A 15,073-nucleotide genomic window follows, 5' to 3' on the forward strand; every position below is an offset into this window, starting at 1 on the left:
GTGCGCTTAGACCCGCGCGGTGTCCCGGCGGAACAGCCGCGCCGCACCGACGCCGAAGACCAGCGCCCAGCCGACGAGGTTGACCACCGCCGCCGCGCTCACCCCGTCGCCGGTCAGCGGGGCGCGGGCCAGGACGCCCATCCCGTACACCGGGGTGAACTTCGCGACCTGCTGGAGCACCTCCGGCAGCACCTCGACCGGGACGAACAGGCCGCCGAACATGGCCAGCACGGCCAGGATCGGGCCGATGAACTGCATGACGTTCTCGGCCGGCACCAGATAGCCGATGAACAGACCGAACGCCGCGAAGACCAGCGAACCGAGCCAGGCGGCGAGCCCGGACAGCAGCCAGACGTACGCCGGGATGCGGACGCCGGCCGCCGCGCCCACCAGGAACTCGACGACCACCGCGAGCAGGCCGAGGGTCATCGCGGTGACCAGCTTGGTGGCCACGTACGCGCTCGGGCGCAGTGGGGTGAGCCGCAACTGACGGCTCCAGCCCAGCGCCCGCTCGGTGGCGACCGCGCCACCGGCGCTGGTGGTCGCCACCATGGCCGCGTACACGGCCAGGCTGATCATGACGTACGCCGTCACCGGGCGGCCGTTGTCCAGGTTCTGCCCGCCCTGCGGCAGGCCGAAGATGAGGAAGAAGACGCCGGGCATGATCAGCGTGAAGGCGAGGGTGCGGCGGTTGCGCAGCACGCGGCGCAGCTCGATGCGCAGCACCCCGGGGGCGAACCCGCCCAGGGCGGGCAACCGACGGTCCGGCTCGACGGTACGGGTGGGGGTGGCCGGCAGGGTTGTCATCTCAAGGCTCCGGTCTGCGCGGTGGTCAGGGCGAGGAAGGCGTCTTCGAGGTTGCGGGAGGTGATCTCCACGTCCCGGGCGGCGGTCCGGGTGAGCAGGTGCCGGGCGATGGCGTCCGAGTCGCTGGTGCGCACCAGCACGCTGTCGCCGCGTACCTCCACGGCGTCCACCCCGGGCAGCGCGGCGAGGGCGGCCTGGTCGGCGCCGGGCAGGGTGGCCCGCACGGTACGGCCCGCGGCCAGGTTCTTGATTGCCGCGGTGGTGCCGTCGGCCACGATGCGCCCCTGCCGGACCAGCACGATGCGGTCGGCGTACGCGTCCGCCTCGTCCAGGTAGTGGGTGGCGAAGATGACGGTCCGTCCGGCCCGCGCGTCGCGGCGCAGCGCCTGCCAGAAGTCCCGGCGGCCCTCGACGTCCATGCCGGTGGTGGGCTCGTCGAGCACCATCAGGTCCGGGTCGGGCAACAGGGCCAGCGCGAAACGCAGTCGCTGCTGCTGGCCGCCGGAGCAGCGCCCGACCACCCGACCGGCGATGTCGGCGATGCCGGCCCGCTCCAGCACCTCGGCGGCCGGGCGGGTGTGCCGGTAGAAGTGCGCGGACATCTCGACCGTCTCGCCGACGGTGAGGTCCTTGAGCAGCCCGCCGGTCTGGAGTACGGCGGCGACCCGGCCCCGGGCCACCGCGTCGTCCGGGGTGCCGCCGAGGATGCGGACGGTGCCCGCGTCCGGGCGGGCCAGCCCGAGCAGCATGTCGATGGTGGTGGTCTTGCCCGCGCCGTTCGGGCCGAGGAAGGCCACCACCTCGCCGGGCTGCACCCGCAGGCTCAACCCGTCGACAGCGGTGACCGCGCCGAAGGTCTTGGTGAGGCCGTCCAACTCGACGGCCGGATGCGTACTTGTCATGGCACTGATGCTCCGGCGGCGCGGACCTCGACTCCCGGAGCGGCCGTCACGTCCCGGCCGTGACATTTGTCAGGGGCACACGGCTCGACCGGCCGAGGAATTCACGGCAGGGCAACGGGTATCCGCGGGGCCGGACACCGCGACACCGGGGGGACGCGATGGGTGCCACGCCGCAGGGCCGGGCCGACACGGTCGTGCTGATTCACGGACTCTGGATGACTCCGCGCAGCTGGGAGGGGTGGGCCGAGCGGTACACCGCGCGCGGCATGCACGTCATCGCCCCTGCCTGGCCCGGGATGGACCGGTCCGTGGAGCAGTTGCGGGACGATCCCGGCCCGATCGCCGAGCAGAGCATCGCCACGGTCGTCGCACACTACGACAAGATCATCCGGGCGCTGCCCCGACCGCCGATCATCATGGGGCACTCGTTCGGCGGCCTGTTCGCCCAGGTCCTCGCCGACCGGGGTCTCGGCGCGGCGGTGGTGGGGGTGCATCCCGCGGCGGTGAAGGGGGTGCTCAAGGTGCCGCTGAGTCAGCTGCGCTCCGGCTTCCCGATCCTGCGCAGCCCCGCCAACCGCACCAAGGCCGTCCCGTTCACCCCGGACGACTTCGCCTACACGTTCGGGAACACGATGAGCCGGGAGGACTCCGACCGGGCCTGGCAGCGCTACGCCGTCCCCGGTGCCGGGCGGATTTTCTTCGAGGGCGCCTTCGCCAACGTCGACCCGCGCTCACCCGCCCGCGTCGACAACGGGCGCAACGACCGCGCGCCGCTGCTGCTGATGGCCGGAGGCTCCGACCACGTGGTGCCGGCCTCGGTGGTCCGCGCCAACGCAGGGCTCTACCAGAAGTCCCGGGCGCTCACCGCGTACGAGGAGTTTCCCGGCCGCTCGCACTTCACAGTGGGGCAGGACGGCTGGGAGGAGATCGCCGACTACGCGCTGGACTGGGCGCTGCGCGCGGCGGCGCTCCCCCGCGAGGTGACCATCGCCAGCGAGTCCCCGCGCCGCTGAGCCGGGCGAGCGCACGATCTACTCGGCTTTCCGGAAGTCGGGGTGTCGAAGGGTCGTGGATACCCCGGTTTTCGTGAACCCGAGTCGATCACCAGTCCTTCGGGCGCCAGGGCCGGCATGGGCGGGTCTGTCCGGGGTATCTCACCGGGATGAGGGCCAGTTTCCGGCTTGGCCGGGTCGCGGGAGTGCCGGTCGGCGTCAACTGGAGCGTTCTGTTCATCTTCGCGCTGATCGCGTGGGGGTTGGCCGCCAACCAGTTCCCCCGCTCGTACCCGGACCGCTCGCCCGTCGCGTACGCGATTGCCGGGCTTGCCGCCGCGGTGGTGTTCTTCGTCGGCCTGCTCGCCCACGAGGTGTCGCACGCGGTGGTGGCCAAGCGCAACGGGCTGGAGGTCGACGGCATCACGCTGTGGCTGTTCGGCGGCGTGGCCGAGTTGCGGGGCGAGCCACGCGACCCGGGCGCGGAGCTGCGGATCGCCGGCGTCGGCCCGTTGGTCAGCCTGCTGCTCGGGGCGTTCTTCGGTGTCGTCGCCGCGCTGCTCGCGCTGGCCGGTCAGGGCGGGCTGCTGCTCGGGTCGGTGGCCTGGCTGGCGGGCATCAACGTGCTGCTGGCCATCTTCAACGTGCTGCCGGCCGCGCCCCTGGACGGCGGCCGGTTGCTGCGCGCCGCGGTCTGGAAGGCCACCGGCGACCGCACCCGGGCATCCGTGGTGGCCGCCCGCGCCGGCTGGGTGCTGGGTGTGCTGCTGATCGGCCTGGGGCTGTGGCAGTTCCTGTCCGGGGTCGGTTTCGGTGGGCTGTGGCTGGCCCTGATCGGCTGGTTCCTGATCGGGGCCGCCAGCCTGGAGGAGCGGCAGGCTCGCACCGGCAGCGCGCTGCGCGGCATCCGGGTCGGCGACGTCATGACCTCACAGCCGCAGACCGCCTCGGCGGAGATGACTGTCGCCGACTTCGTCGACCACTACCTGTTCGCGTACCGGCATTCGGCGCTGCCGCTGACCGAGGACGGCCGGCCGACCGGCCTGGTAACCGTCGACCGGGTGCGCGGCGTACCGCCCGAGCGGCGGGCGTCGACCACGCTGGCCGAGGTGGCCTGCCGGGCCGAGGATCTGGTCCTGGCCCAGCCCGGTGAGCAACTCAACGACCTGCTCCCCCGCCTCAGCGCGTGCGCCGACGGCCGAGCCCTGGTGGTGACCGAAGACGGCCGCCTGACGGGCATAGTGTCCCCCAGCGACATCAGCCGAGCCGTCCAGAGCAGCACCCTCCGCACCCCCGCACCCTCCCGTTGATCATGAAGTTAGCGGCGTGACACGCCGACATCCACGTCGCTAACTTCATGATCAACGGGGTAAAGCGGGGGTCGGGGGGCCAGCGGGAACTCAGCGGGGGAAGTAGCGGTCCAGCAGCTCGGTGCGGAACGTGCCGGTCGGGTCCAGATGACGCAGCAGGGCAGCGAAGTCAGCGTGCCTCGGATAGCGGGCGGCCAGCTCCGCCGGGTCGGTGACGAAGACCTTGCCCCAGTGCGGGCGGGGCGCGAACGGTGCCAGGCGCTCCTCCACCTGGGCCACCACCGGCAGCACGGCCGCGGTGTCGTCGACCCAGGTGAAGTGCAGTACGAAGCTGTCCCGCTGGTGGTTCGGGCTGAGCCACAGCTCGTCCGCCGCCACGGTACGCAGCTCGGACACCAGCAGCACCGGGGCGATCAGGTGCGCCACGTCGTCCAGGGCGGCGAGCGCGTCGGCCGCATCGGTACGCGCGACGTGGTACTCGGACTGGAGCTCGTCACCGCTGCTCGGGGTGAAGCCGAGCTTGAAGTGCGGCAGCCGCTCGTGCCACGGGCCCGGCTCGCCGAGCTGCGGGGTGCAGTTCTCCACCGGCATCCCGAGCACCGGGTGCCGGGGCGCGTCGGCCGCGGTGGTGCCCAGCCAGTCCGCCGGGGGTGGCGGCTGGTCCGCCACCTGCTTGCGCCACACCTCGCGCAGCCGGGGGGAACGGAAGTCGGTGAAGACACTCACGCTGTACGCGGAGCCGAGCGCCTCGTCCAGCGCCTCCCGGTCGAGGTCGAGCCGCACGTACTGGCGCAGCTCGAAGGTCGGCACCACGTCCAGGGTGACCCGGGTGACCAGGCCCAGCGCGCCGAGCCCGACCACCATGCCGGCGAACGTGTCGGCGTCGCGGTCGACCCGCAGCAGGTCGCCGTCGGCGGTGACCAACTCCAGGCCGGCGACCGCGCTGGCCAGGTTGCCGTGGGTCTGGCCGGAGCCGTGGGTGGCGGTGGCCACCGCCCCGGCCACCGAGATGTGCGGCAGCGACGCGAGGTTGGCCAGCGCGTACCCCTGGGTGTGCAGGTGCCGGGCGAGGTCGCCGTAGCGCATCGCGCCACTGACGGTGACCTGCCCGCGCTCGCGGTCAAGGTCGACGACCGGGGGCAAGCCGGCGAGGGTGACCAGGTCGCCGTCGGTGTCGCCGAAGCGGTTGAAGGAGTGCCCGCTGCCCACCGCCCGGATCCGGTTGCTGCCGGCGACCAGCCGGCGCAGCTCGTCGACGGAGGTGGGGCGGTGGAACGCCCGAGCGGCGTACCGCACGTTGCCGGCCCAGTTGCGGCGCGGGACGTCGGCCGCGGTGGTCGACGTGCCGTGCTCTCCCTGGGCGGTCATGTGGCGGTCTCCCGATCGGTGGACTGGTGGTCGGCCAACGCGGCGACAAGGGCGTCCAGAACCGTATCCGTCTGGAACGTGCTGTAGCCACGCTGAGCGACCGGCAGGCCGGCCGCGCACACGCGTTCGATCTCGCCCCGGGCCGCCTGCCTGCTCTGCGCGTCCCCGGAAACCAGGGCGTCCTGGCCGCGCCGGATCAGCTGGTCGACCCGGTCCATCCGGTAGCCACGCAGGCCGACCGGAAGGTCCGGGGTGGCGAAGGCGGCGCGGCGCAGCGCGGCCAGGTCGACGAAACGACCTCCGGCATAGCGGGTGAGCGCGGCCGACACCTGCTCGGGCTGCTCGCGAACCTGGTCGAGGACGAGCAACTCGATGGCCGGGCGGCCGTCGAGCGGGTGGCGGGCGGTCACCGGCTCAAGCGTCACACCCGGCACAGGCACCAGCAGCAGTCGCGGTGGTGCCGAGTAGCCGGCGCGTCGGGGCGGGTCGTCGAGGACCAGCGCGTCGACCTCGGCCCACGGGATCTCCCGGCGCAGGCCGGGCCGGCGGATGCTGACACCTTCGGCGTCGATCCGGAACCGGAACGGCCGCAGTGCGCTGACCAGCGCCAGGCAGCCGAGCACGACGGCTCCCACCGCGATGATCGTCCGTAGCAGGGCGCCGTCGCTGGGGTAGACCAACAAGAGCACTCCGCCGAGTACGCACACCAGGGCGAGCGCACGGGCTCCCCGATTCCGGCGCAGTTCCACGCTCGGACCCCCGTTCATGACCGTGGCGTCGGTCCCAGCATTTTCCGCCAAACCCGGCACCGAGGACACCGGTCGATCGGGCACGGTTGTTCTCGTCATCGTCGGGGAACCCTACGCCCATGAGCAGCTACCGTGATCCCGCCGCGAGAGGCGACGTCTACCCCTCCGAGGAGGAGCTGGACCCCACCGGCACCGGAGTCGAGCAGGCCAGCGCGCCAGCGGCCGACGGATTGCCGAGCCACCCGGCGCCGACGCCCGGCCCCCGCCCCACACCGGCGCCCGCGCCGGCCCCGACACCGGTGCCGGCACCGGGGCCGCCGCCGCGCACGCCCGGTGCCGGCCCGCAGTCGATCGTGACCCGACACCTGGACGGCTCGGTGGAGGTGGTCACCGACCTCGACGGCGACGGTGTCGCCGACGTCGTCCAGATCGACGTGGACGGCGACGGGATCCCCGACATCACCTATGTGGACAGTGATGGGGACGGGCGGCTGGACACCGTGCTGGGCGACCCGGACGCGGTCGCGACGGGCGCCCACCGAGCCTGACCGGCGAGCGCCGTCCCACGGCCACCCGGCCGAGCGCCGTCCCACGGCCACCCGGCCGACTCAGAGCTTCGCCATCACCTCGCTGGCGACGAACTCCAGGTGCTCCAGGTCGCCGAGGTCCAGCACCTGGAGGTAGATCCGCTCGCTGCCGATCTTTGCGTACCGGCCAATGGTGTCCAGGACCTCGGCGGGGGTCCCGGCCAGACCGTTGGCCCGTAGTTCGTCGGGGTCGCGCCCGATGGCGGCGGCCCGGCGGGCCACCTCGACGTCGTCCCGCCCGCAGCACAGGACCAGGGCGTTGGACCAGACCATCCCGGCCGGGTCCCGGCCGATCTCGGCGCACGCCGCGCGGACCCTGTCGAACTGCGCCGCCGTGTCCGCCACCGAGGCGAACGGCAGGTTGAACTCGTCGGCGTAGCGGGCGGCCAGCCGAGGAGTGCGCTTCGGGCCCGTCCCGCCGAGCAGGATCGGTGGGCGCGGCTGCTGCACGGGCTTGGGCAACGCGGGCGAGTCCTGGACCGGGTAGTACCGACCGGCGTGATCGAACCGCTCGCCGGTCGGCGTGGACCACAGCCCGGTGATCACCGCGAGCTGTTCCTCCAGGCGGTCGAACCGTTCTGCCAGCGGCGGGAACGGGATGCCGTACGCGGTGTGCTCCTCGGCGTACCAGCCGGTGCCGATGCCCAGCTCCACCCGACCGCCGCTCATCTGGTCGACCTGCGCCACCGTGATCGCCAGCGGGCCGGGCAGCCGGAAGGTCGCGGCGGTCATCAACGTGCCGAGCCGGATGCGGCTGGTGTCGCGGGCCAGCCCGGCCAGCGTGGTCCACGCGTCGGTGGGGCCGGGCTCGCCGCTCGCCGCACCCATCATCAGGTAGTGGTCGGACCGGAAGAACGCGCCGTAGCCAGCGTCCTCGGCGCAGCGGGCGACGGCGAGCAACTGGTCGTAGCTGGCGCCCTGCTGGGGTTCGGTGAAGATCCGCAGTTCCATGATCCGAGCATAGGGAGCTGATCGGCGACGCCACGTCGGGACGGAGACTCCTGTCATATGCTTTGACAGTCATATGAAGAACCAGGCATATTAGGTTGGTGTCCACCGATGCCTTCACCGTCCTCGCCGAGCCCACCCGGCGCCGGATCCTCGATCAGCTCCGCGACGCCGAACGCAGCGTCGGCGAGCTGGTGGACGGGCTCGGGGTCAGCCAGCCGGCCGTCTCCAAGCACCTGCGGGTGCTCCGCGACGCCGGCTTCGTCACCTGCCGGACGGCCGCCAGACAGCGGATCTACCGCCTCGACCCCGGCCCACTGCGGGCGGTCGACGGCTGGCTGGACCCGTACCGCCGGCTCTGGGCCCGGCACCTGGACGCCCTGGAACGGCACCTCGACAGTCAGGAGCAGTGAATGGACCGCGACGCGTTCCGCCCGAGCCCGCCCGCCGAGGTGCGCGCCGAGCCCGCCGACGACGGCGCGACACTGGTCTTCGTCCGCGACCTGCGGCATCCGCCGGCCACCGTCTGGGCGGCCCTGACCGACCCGACCCAGCTCGCGCAGTGGGCGCCGTTCCTCGCCGACCGCGACCTCGGCCACGTCGGCACCGCCGTGCTCACCCTCGTCGACGGCGAGACCACCCAGGAGGACCCGGCGACGGTACGCCGGGCCGAGCCGCCACACCTGCTGGAGTACACCTGGGGCGACGACCTGCTGTGCTGGGAGCTGAGCCCGCTGGGCAGCGGCACCCGGCTCACCCTGCGGCACACCGTCGCCGACCGGGGCATGCTGCCGATGGTCGCGGCCGGCTGGCACCTCTGCCTCGACGTGGCCGACCGGCTGCTCGACGGCGACCCGGTCGGCCCGATCCGGGGCGCGGAGGCCAGGGACTTCGGTTGGCCCGAGCTGCGCGACGCGTACGCCGAACGGCTCAGTGCGGGCTGACCGGTCTGTCCCGGCGGCCCCGGAGCCCCGGAGCCGCCGGGACCGCTCAAACGTACGGCCGCTTGGCGTACGCCTCTCGCAGCGCGGCCAACCCGACCGCCTTCGGCGTCAGGGTGCCCCAACCGGAGTTGAAGTAGTTGGTCCGCGTGATCCGGGGCCCACGCTCGGCGTTGAGCTGAGCGATCGCCGCCGGCACGGTCGCGATCCAGGCGGCCTGGTTCGGGATCTCCGCCGACCGGACCCCCCACTCGGCGACGATCACGGGACGGGACAGGGCCACCGGGCCGAGATCCGCCACCGCCCAGTCCTTGGGGCGGCGGAACCGGGCCAACGCGGTGTGGCTGGCGTTGGTGGCGTACGCGTTCCACTGGAGATAGTCGAGGCGGGTCATCAGCGACTCCGGGTGCATACGCTGGAAGCAGGCCCGGTCGAAGCCGCCCAGCCCGACCGAGAAGGTCGTCCCGGCGGGCAGGGTCCGCGCCTTGAACCACGTCAGGATGTAGTTCACCGCCTGCACCGCCCGAGCGTCCGACTCGGCCCAGGTGTAGGCCTTGCCGTCCTCGGTGGTCCCGAACTCGTGGTCGGTGTCGAACTCCGAGGCGAGCTGGATGTTCACCCCGAAGCCGAGCGTCCGGTACTGCGACAGGGCTCGGGCGAACAACCCGTCGCATTGTCCGTTGATCACCTGGCCGTACCCGTACGCCCTCGGCCAGGTGGTGCCGGGACGCTGCTGGATGGTCATCGACGGTGCCGGCACCGTGTAGCTGACGCCGTCCACCGCGAAGCTCTGCGGCCCCTGGTTCGGGGCGCCGTAGTGCTTCAACTCCAGGACCATGTTCATCTGCACCCCGGCCTTACCGAGGCTGGTCAGCCAGGGGCGGTTGTAGCCGGGGAACGTGTAGCCGTCGGCGAAACTGCGGTACTGGGTCAGCGACCGGAAGTTGCCGCCGGCCATGTCGGCCGTCGGGTCGGCGCCCCCGGACAGGTAGTAGCCCCCCAGCACCGGCTGGCTCAGGTTGTAGTCGGCGGTGGCCGTCGCGGTGTTCCCGGCGGCGTCGCGGACCTGGACGGTGACCCGGGGCATCACGCCACCGCCCGGTAGACGGCCACGGAACCGTTGTCGGACACCCGGGTCCAGGTACGCCCGGAGTTGTCGCTGACGGTCAGGGTGAGTGGGTCGATGACGGCGGTGACCTTCACCGGCGCGCTGCTGTTGCCCTGCGCGTCGGTGACCACGATGGTGACGGTCAGCGGTTTGGTGTCGGCGTCTGAGTAGGTGACGGTCAGCAGCATCTGGTCACCCGGCGCGAAGACGGATGCGTTCAAGGCTGCTGTCGCGGTGGGAGCGGCCATGTCGGGCCCTTTCTGGCTCGGTCGCCAGGCCGGCGCGCGGTTTGGGCGACACCGGACGGCGGGGTCCACAGTGCGAAAGGCCGGCGGGGCGCGGGGACGACAGGCACGGCCGGCGACAGGCGTCGCCTGGCTGCCGACGGTGCTGACGTCCTCGTCCCGATGGGCGGAGGCACCGCTGCGGGCGCCCGCAGGGGTGTCGGTGGCAGCCACGGCTGTGGTACGCGTGACCGGCACGGCATCTGTGCCGTGACCGCCGCGGCGTCGGGGCCGGGCTGGGTGGGGACCGCACCGGTGCGGACGATGTTGTCCCCACCGGGCCGGAGGCTCTGGGTGTGGCCCGCCACCCGTCTACCTCCACCTGCCCCAAGGGTGCTCTACCAGGGCCTTTACCGTCTTGTCCGGTTTGTTACACCGCCGCCGACAGGGCATCAGCGAAACCGAGTCGATCACCGTCCTGCGGGCCGATAACTTGTGATCATGGCGGACTGGGAGCTTCGGCCGGCTTCGGCAGAGGACGTCGAGGCGGTGGCCGAGTTACGGGCGGTGGTGCTGCGGGCGGATCTGGAGCGGCTGGGGCGCTACGACGAGCAGCGGGTGCGGCAGCGCCTGCGGGACGGGTTCGCACCCGCGTACACCTGGGTTGTCGAGGTGGGCGCAGCTTTCGCCGGCTGCGTGGCGCTGCGGCCCGCGGCGGACGCCCATTGGCTGGAGCACTTCTATCTGGCCCCACACCTGCACGGCAGCGGCATCGGGACGGCCGTGCTGCGTGCGCTGCTGGACCGGTGCGACCGCGACGGCACCCGCGTCCGCCTGAACGTGTTGCAGGGCAGCCCCGCCCGACGGTTGTACGAGCGACACGGCTTCACAGTGGAGACCGAGGACCCGATCGACGTGTTCCTGGTGCGCCAGCCCAACCGCATGTCAATGTAACGTTGACACATGACGTCGGAGCTGGCCCGGTTGGCCGAGGTTCGTGCCACCCGCGCCCGCCTCGACGAGCGGGAGTTGGACCTCATCGACCGGGCGCGCCACAACGGCGCGACGTGGGCGCAGATCGCGACGGCACTGGGTCTCGGCAGCCGGCAGGCCGCGGAGCAGCGCCGGCAGCGACTGGTGGCCGCGCGGTGGTCACGCCGCCAGCACCTCGACCTCCGGTTCGCACCACGGATCGTGGCGCTGCGAAACGCGGTTGCCGACCTTGGGCGGTGGATCGCCGCCGATCGCCGCTGGGACGCCCGGTTCGATCGGGCGGGGCTCGTGCGGAGCACGGTGGAGGTCGCCCTGGATGCCGCCCCGGGTTCGCTGTACGCGTTGGCCGAGCATCTCGCCGCCGATCTCGCCGAGGTGGGCGAGCGCGTGCCGGCACCCGTTCGCGCCGCCGCAGCGAAGATCAACGCGGCTCTGTCAACGGTTGGTTGACAGAGCCGCGAGAGTCTTGCCCGCATGAGACTCAATGTTCAGGATGTGAGTCATCTCGGCTCAACCTGGAGGGCTCATGCGGCGCAACGCGGGACTGTTCGTGGCGATCTCCCTGCTGTCCGGCTTCGGCAGCAGCGCCATGACCCTGGTGGCCGGGATCTGGATCCTCGACCTCACCGGCTCCACCGGCCTCGCCGCCCTCGCCGGACTCTGCGTGTACGCCCCGGTCCTCGCCGGCCCGTGGCTGGGCGGTCTGCTCGACCGGGCACCCCGGCGGCCCCTGGTCATCGCCGTCAATCTCCTGTTGGCCGCCGCGCTGCTGGCGCTCCTCGCGGTGCGCGGGCCGGGACAGATCTGGCTCATCTTCGCCGTCTCGTGCGCCTACGGCGTCAGCTACGTGCTGATCGACGCGGGTGAGACGGCGCTGCTGCCGTCCGCGCTGTCACCGACGGAACTCGGCGACGTCAACGGCTGGCGCTCCAGCGCGCAGGAGGGCATGAAGCTCATCGCTCCCCTGGCCGGGGCGGGCCTGTACGCATGGCACGGCGGTCACGCGGTCGTCGTGCTCAGCGCGGCCATGCCGGTCCTGGTCGCCACCCTGTACGCGGCGGTGCGCCTGAACAGGACGTCGCACGACCAGCCCGCACCACGGCGAAACGGCCTGCGTACCGGATTGTCGGTCCTGTTCGGACAGCGGGTGACCCGGGTGCCGGTCACGCTCGCGGCCGTGTCGATCGCCATGTCCGGCTTCACGACCGCGGCGGTCTACGCGGTCGTGATCACGGAGCTGCGCCTACCGACGACGTTCCTGGGCGTGCTGGCCAGCGCGCAGGGCGCGGGTTCCATCATCGGCGGGCTGATCGTCGGCCGGCTGCTCGCCCGACGCGGTCCCGTTGCCGTCGGCGTCGCCGGGACGGTGCTGTTCGCGCTCGGCCTTTTGGCGCGTTGCCTGCCATGGTGGCCGGTCACGATCGCCGGGGCGCTGGTCGCCGGCGTCGGCCTGCCCTGGACCCTGGTCGCGGCGGTGACCGCCGTGCAGACACACACACCGTCGGCGCTGCTGGGCCGGGTCTCCGCGACGGCCAACACCGCGATGTTCGGGCCACTCGTGGTGGCGATCCCCCTCGGCGCCGCGGCCGTCCACCTCGGCGCCCGCCCGCCGCTCGTCGCCGCCGTCGTGATTTGTCTGACGGCCGTGGTGGTCACGCACCCCCACCCACGGTCCCTCCGGAGCGCCCGTCGGACGGCTGACCGGGATACCGCGACCCGATGACGGGCAGGGCCTCACCGGTCGCGTACCGGATGGGTTGCCTGGAAGGCCAGCCGGCGGTTCGCGTCGGCGGCGATGTGGTCGAGGATGTCGTCGAGGTCCAGGAACACCGACCACCGCTCGCGGCCGGTGGCCTCGGCCAGCCGGTCCACGAGCAACCCTTCCAGGTCGGTGACCCGCTTTCCCTTCCACACCTTGTCGGCCACGCTGACCAGCAGGTCGTCGACGCCGATGCCGTCCTGCTGCCAGGACGCGTGGTCACGCGCGAACCGGGCGAGCGCCTCGGAGACACCATGCCCCAGCAGCAGCTCGTAGCCGGCGGGCTCGTGCGCGGATCCGGGCCCGGACAGCTCCTCCGGGTGCCGGACCTTGCCGATGTCGTGGGTGGCGGCCCCGAAGAGCACCGCATCACGATCGAACGGAAGCTGCGGGAACCTTTCCGCCATCGCGTCGGTCAGCTGCGCGGCGACGTCGTGCACGGCCCGCAGGTGCGCGGCGAGACGCGGCGGCGCATGCAGGGTTTCCAACAGGGCGACGACCTGGTCGGGCAGGGACCGTAGCGGCGGGTCCGCGGGTGCGGTGAGAGCGCGGCGCAGGGGGTCGGCGGTCACGGCCGCAAGGGTACGACCACCGTTCCTCAGAGCAGTCTGGCCAGGGCCTGCGCGGCGGGGGTGTCCGGTGCCGCCTGGTAGGCGATGATCACCTGCCCCTCGGCGCCGGCGATGGCGAGCGTCTCCCGTCGCAGCGTGAGCGGCCCGACGACGGGATGGTTGAAGCGCTTGACCTCGTCGCGTGTCGGCTGTACGTCGTGCAGCGTCCAGCTGTCGCGGAAAAAGCTGTCAGTCAGTAGCGAGGAGATGAGGTCGGCGGTCGCGGGATCGCGCGGGTCGGCTTCGGCGCGGAGCGCGGCGGCGCTCTGGGCGGCGATCTGCGCCCAGTCGGGAAACAGCGCACGCGCCGCGGGGTCGAGGAACACGCCGCGGATCAGGTTCTGACCGGGCGTGTAGAGCGGGGAGAGCGCCATGGCGAGCTTGTTGGCCGCCAGCACGTCGAACCGGCGGTCGCGGACGTACGCGGGTGTCTGGCTCCACGAGTCGATGAGCTGCTGCACCGCGTCGGAGACCGCCGTGTGCTCGACCCCGTGCGGCGGAGCGTCGGCGAGCGCGGTGAGATGTGCCCTCTCGTCGGGATTCAACCGCAACGCGTTCGCCAGGGCGTTCAGCACCTGCGGTGAGGGGTTGCGGTCCTTGCCCTGCTCCAGGCGGGTCAGATAGTGCTGGCTCACGCCTGCCAGGTGGGCCAGTTCGTCACGGCGCAGTCCCGGCACGCGTCGGCGCCCGAACGACGTCAGCCCCGCCTCGTCCGGCCGGACCCGCCCGCGACGTGCCCTGAGGAAGTCGCCGAGCGCGTTCTCGCCTTTCATTCCCGCCAGCCTAACCCTGTCAGGGTGCTGGCAGCCCGGCGTCCGCCGCCGCATGGTCGAGTCATGAAGACATGGTTCATCACCGGCGCATCCCGCGGCTTCGGCCGCATCTGGGCCGAAGCCGCGCTCACACGCGGAGATCGGGTCGCCGCGACCGCACGCGACCACAGGGCGCTTCAGGATCTGACCGAGGCGTACGGGGACCGGGTTCTGCCACTGACCCTCGACGTGACCGACCGCTCGGCCGTGTTCGACGCGGTGTCCCGGGCAGCGGAGACGTTCGGCCAGCTGGACGTCGTCGTCAACAACGCCGGCTACGGGCTGTTCGGCATGGTCGAGGAGACGACCGAGGAACAGGCCCGCGCGCAGCTGGAGACGAACTTCTTCGGCGCTCTCTGGGTGACCCAGGCCGCCCTGCCGGTGCTGCGCGCGCAGGGCACCGGTCACATCCTCCAGATTTCCAGCATCGGAGGGGTCGGGGCCTTCCCCACCCTCGGGCTCTACAACGCGTCGAAGTGGGCACTGGAGGGGCTCAGCGAGGCGCTGTCCGCCGAGCTCGCCCCACTCGGCCCGAAGGTGACGATCGTGGAGCCGGGACCGTTCGGCACCGACTGGTCCGGCGACTCGGCCGTGCACACGGAGCCGATCGGCGCCTATGAGCCGGTACGGCAGGCACGCCGGGCCGGGGCGGCCGCCCGCACGCCGGACGATCCCGCGCTGACCGCCGGAGTCATCCTGCAACTCGTCGACTCCGAGGAGCCGCCGCTGCGCCTGTTCCTCGGCCCGTACCCGTACCTTCTCGCCGAAACGTTGTATCGGAACCGGCTCGCCACCTGGAACGACTGGCGCTGGCTGGCGGAGCAGGCGGCACCGGGCCAGGACGGTGACCCGGCGTGAGTGCCGGTCGCCGGGCCCGGGTACGACCGCCCTGCGTGCTGCCGCGCCGGCGTCGAGTGCGGTTGCCGACGGGAGCGAGTGCCCGACGCGACGGGTGGATACTG

At 72.2% G+C, this 15,073-nt stretch carries 18 protein-coding genes; 9 read left to right on the forward strand and 9 right to left on the reverse strand.

What is annotated here, in order from left to right; genetic code table 11:
* Window positions 1-6: 6 nt before the first annotated feature.
* Together GA0070619_RS20695 and GA0070619_RS20700 are read right to left on the reverse strand one after the other, a co-directional pair.
* Window positions 7-807, reverse strand: a complete 801-nt coding sequence (locus GA0070619_RS20695) for an ABC transporter permease (protein WP_088949597.1) — start codon at window positions 805-807, stop codon at window positions 7-9.
* Complete coding sequence (locus GA0070619_RS20700; RefSeq protein WP_088949598.1) at window positions 804-1,709, reverse strand: ABC transporter ATP-binding protein; 906 nt, start codon at window positions 1,707-1,709, stop codon at window positions 804-806. Before GA0070619_RS20700 ends, GA0070619_RS20695 begins: the two co-directional genes overlap by 4 nt.
* Window positions 1,710-1,867: 158 nt before the next feature.
* Here GA0070619_RS20700 and GA0070619_RS20705 point away from each other — a divergent pair, with 158 nt between their 5' ends.
* A complete protein-coding gene (locus GA0070619_RS20705) occupies window positions 1,868-2,722 on the forward strand; it encodes an alpha/beta hydrolase (RefSeq protein WP_088949599.1) in 855 nt (284 codons plus the stop codon).
* 149 nt (window positions 2,723-2,871) lie between these two features.
* Window positions 2,872-4,011: a site-2 protease family protein gene (locus GA0070619_RS20710; RefSeq protein WP_088949600.1), complete on the forward strand. Its 1,140-nt coding sequence runs from the start codon at window positions 2,872-2,874 to the stop codon at window positions 4,009-4,011.
* A 90-nt stretch (window positions 4,012-4,101) separates the two neighbouring features.
* Here the strand turns inward: GA0070619_RS20710 and GA0070619_RS20715 are convergent, their stop codons facing one another.
* Both GA0070619_RS20715 and GA0070619_RS20720 read right to left on the reverse strand, forming a co-directional pair.
* Window positions 4,102-5,379, reverse strand: coding sequence for an FAD-binding protein (locus GA0070619_RS20715; RefSeq protein WP_088949601.1), 1,278 nt, complete (start codon window positions 5,377-5,379; stop codon window positions 4,102-4,104).
* Window positions 5,376-6,146, reverse strand: coding sequence for a hypothetical protein (locus tag GA0070619_RS20720; RefSeq protein WP_088949602.1), 771 nt, complete (start codon window positions 6,144-6,146; stop codon window positions 5,376-5,378). The genes GA0070619_RS20715 and GA0070619_RS20720 overlap by 4 nt, the downstream gene beginning before the upstream one ends.
* Before the next feature lie 101 nt (window positions 6,147-6,247).
* On the opposite strand from GA0070619_RS20720, the gene GA0070619_RS20725 reads away from it, so the two are divergent.
* Window positions 6,248-6,676 (forward strand): hypothetical protein, encoded by a 429-nt coding sequence (locus GA0070619_RS20725; RefSeq protein WP_088949603.1) that lies wholly within the window; start codon window positions 6,248-6,250, stop codon window positions 6,674-6,676.
* A gap of 60 nt (window positions 6,677-6,736) precedes the next feature.
* On the opposite strand, the gene GA0070619_RS20730 is transcribed toward GA0070619_RS20725, so the two are convergent.
* Complete coding sequence (locus GA0070619_RS20730; protein WP_088949604.1) at window positions 6,737-7,666, reverse strand: LLM class F420-dependent oxidoreductase; 930 nt, start codon at window positions 7,664-7,666, stop codon at window positions 6,737-6,739.
* Between the two features lie 98 nt (window positions 7,667-7,764).
* On the opposite strand from GA0070619_RS20730, the gene GA0070619_RS20735 reads away from it, so the two are divergent.
* Together GA0070619_RS20735 and GA0070619_RS20740 are read left to right on the forward strand one after the other, a co-directional pair.
* A complete protein-coding gene (locus tag GA0070619_RS20735) occupies window positions 7,765-8,076 on the forward strand; it encodes an ArsR/SmtB family transcription factor (RefSeq protein ID WP_088949605.1) in 312 nt (103 codons plus the stop codon).
* Window positions 8,077-8,607, forward strand: coding sequence for an SRPBCC family protein (locus tag GA0070619_RS20740; RefSeq protein ID WP_088949606.1), 531 nt, complete (start codon window positions 8,077-8,079; stop codon window positions 8,605-8,607). It abuts the gene before it with no gap.
* 46 nt (window positions 8,608-8,653) lie between these two features.
* Here the strand turns inward: GA0070619_RS20740 and GA0070619_RS20745 are convergent, their stop codons facing one another.
* Window positions 8,654-9,691, reverse strand: a complete 1,038-nt coding sequence (locus GA0070619_RS20745) for a hypothetical protein (protein WP_088949607.1) — start codon at window positions 9,689-9,691, stop codon at window positions 8,654-8,656.
* On the reverse strand, window positions 9,691-9,960 hold the full coding sequence (locus tag GA0070619_RS20750; protein ID WP_088949608.1) for a hypothetical protein: 270 nt from the start codon (window positions 9,958-9,960) through the stop codon (window positions 9,691-9,693). Before GA0070619_RS20750 ends, GA0070619_RS20745 begins: the two co-directional genes overlap by 1 nt.
* Before the next feature lie 477 nt (window positions 9,961-10,437).
* Here GA0070619_RS20750 and GA0070619_RS20755 point away from each other — a divergent pair, with 477 nt between their 5' ends.
* From GA0070619_RS20755 to GA0070619_RS20765, 3 genes are all read left to right on the forward strand, one after another.
* Window positions 10,438-10,890: a GNAT family N-acetyltransferase gene (locus tag GA0070619_RS20755; RefSeq protein WP_088951936.1), complete on the forward strand. Its 453-nt coding sequence runs from the start codon at window positions 10,438-10,440 to the stop codon at window positions 10,888-10,890.
* 9 nt (window positions 10,891-10,899) lie between these two features.
* Complete coding sequence (locus GA0070619_RS20760) at window positions 10,900-11,379, forward strand: hypothetical protein (RefSeq protein ID WP_088949609.1); 480 nt, start codon at window positions 10,900-10,902, stop codon at window positions 11,377-11,379.
* Window positions 11,380-11,455: 76 nt separating this feature from the next.
* Window positions 11,456-12,652, forward strand: a complete 1,197-nt coding sequence (locus tag GA0070619_RS20765) for an MFS transporter (protein ID WP_088949610.1) — start codon at window positions 11,456-11,458, stop codon at window positions 12,650-12,652.
* 11 nt (window positions 12,653-12,663) lie between these two features.
* On the opposite strand, the gene GA0070619_RS20770 is transcribed toward GA0070619_RS20765, so the two are convergent.
* Window positions 12,664-13,260: an HD domain-containing protein gene (locus tag GA0070619_RS20770; protein ID WP_088949611.1), complete on the reverse strand. Its 597-nt coding sequence runs from the start codon at window positions 13,258-13,260 to the stop codon at window positions 12,664-12,666.
* 26 nt (window positions 13,261-13,286) lie between these two features.
* Window positions 13,287-14,072: a helix-turn-helix domain-containing protein gene (locus GA0070619_RS20775; protein ID WP_088949612.1), complete on the reverse strand. Its 786-nt coding sequence runs from the start codon at window positions 14,070-14,072 to the stop codon at window positions 13,287-13,289.
* 63 nt (window positions 14,073-14,135) lie between these two features.
* Here GA0070619_RS20775 and GA0070619_RS20780 point away from each other — a divergent pair, with 63 nt between their 5' ends.
* A complete protein-coding gene (locus GA0070619_RS20780; RefSeq protein WP_088949613.1) occupies window positions 14,136-14,969 on the forward strand; it encodes an SDR family NAD(P)-dependent oxidoreductase in 834 nt (277 codons plus the stop codon).
* Window positions 14,970-15,073: the final 104 nt, after the last annotated feature.

It is taken from the genome of Micromonospora zamorensis (assembly GCF_900090275.1).
GTDB classification, from domain to species: domain Bacteria; phylum Actinomycetota; class Actinomycetes; order Mycobacteriales; family Micromonosporaceae; genus Micromonospora; species Micromonospora zamorensis.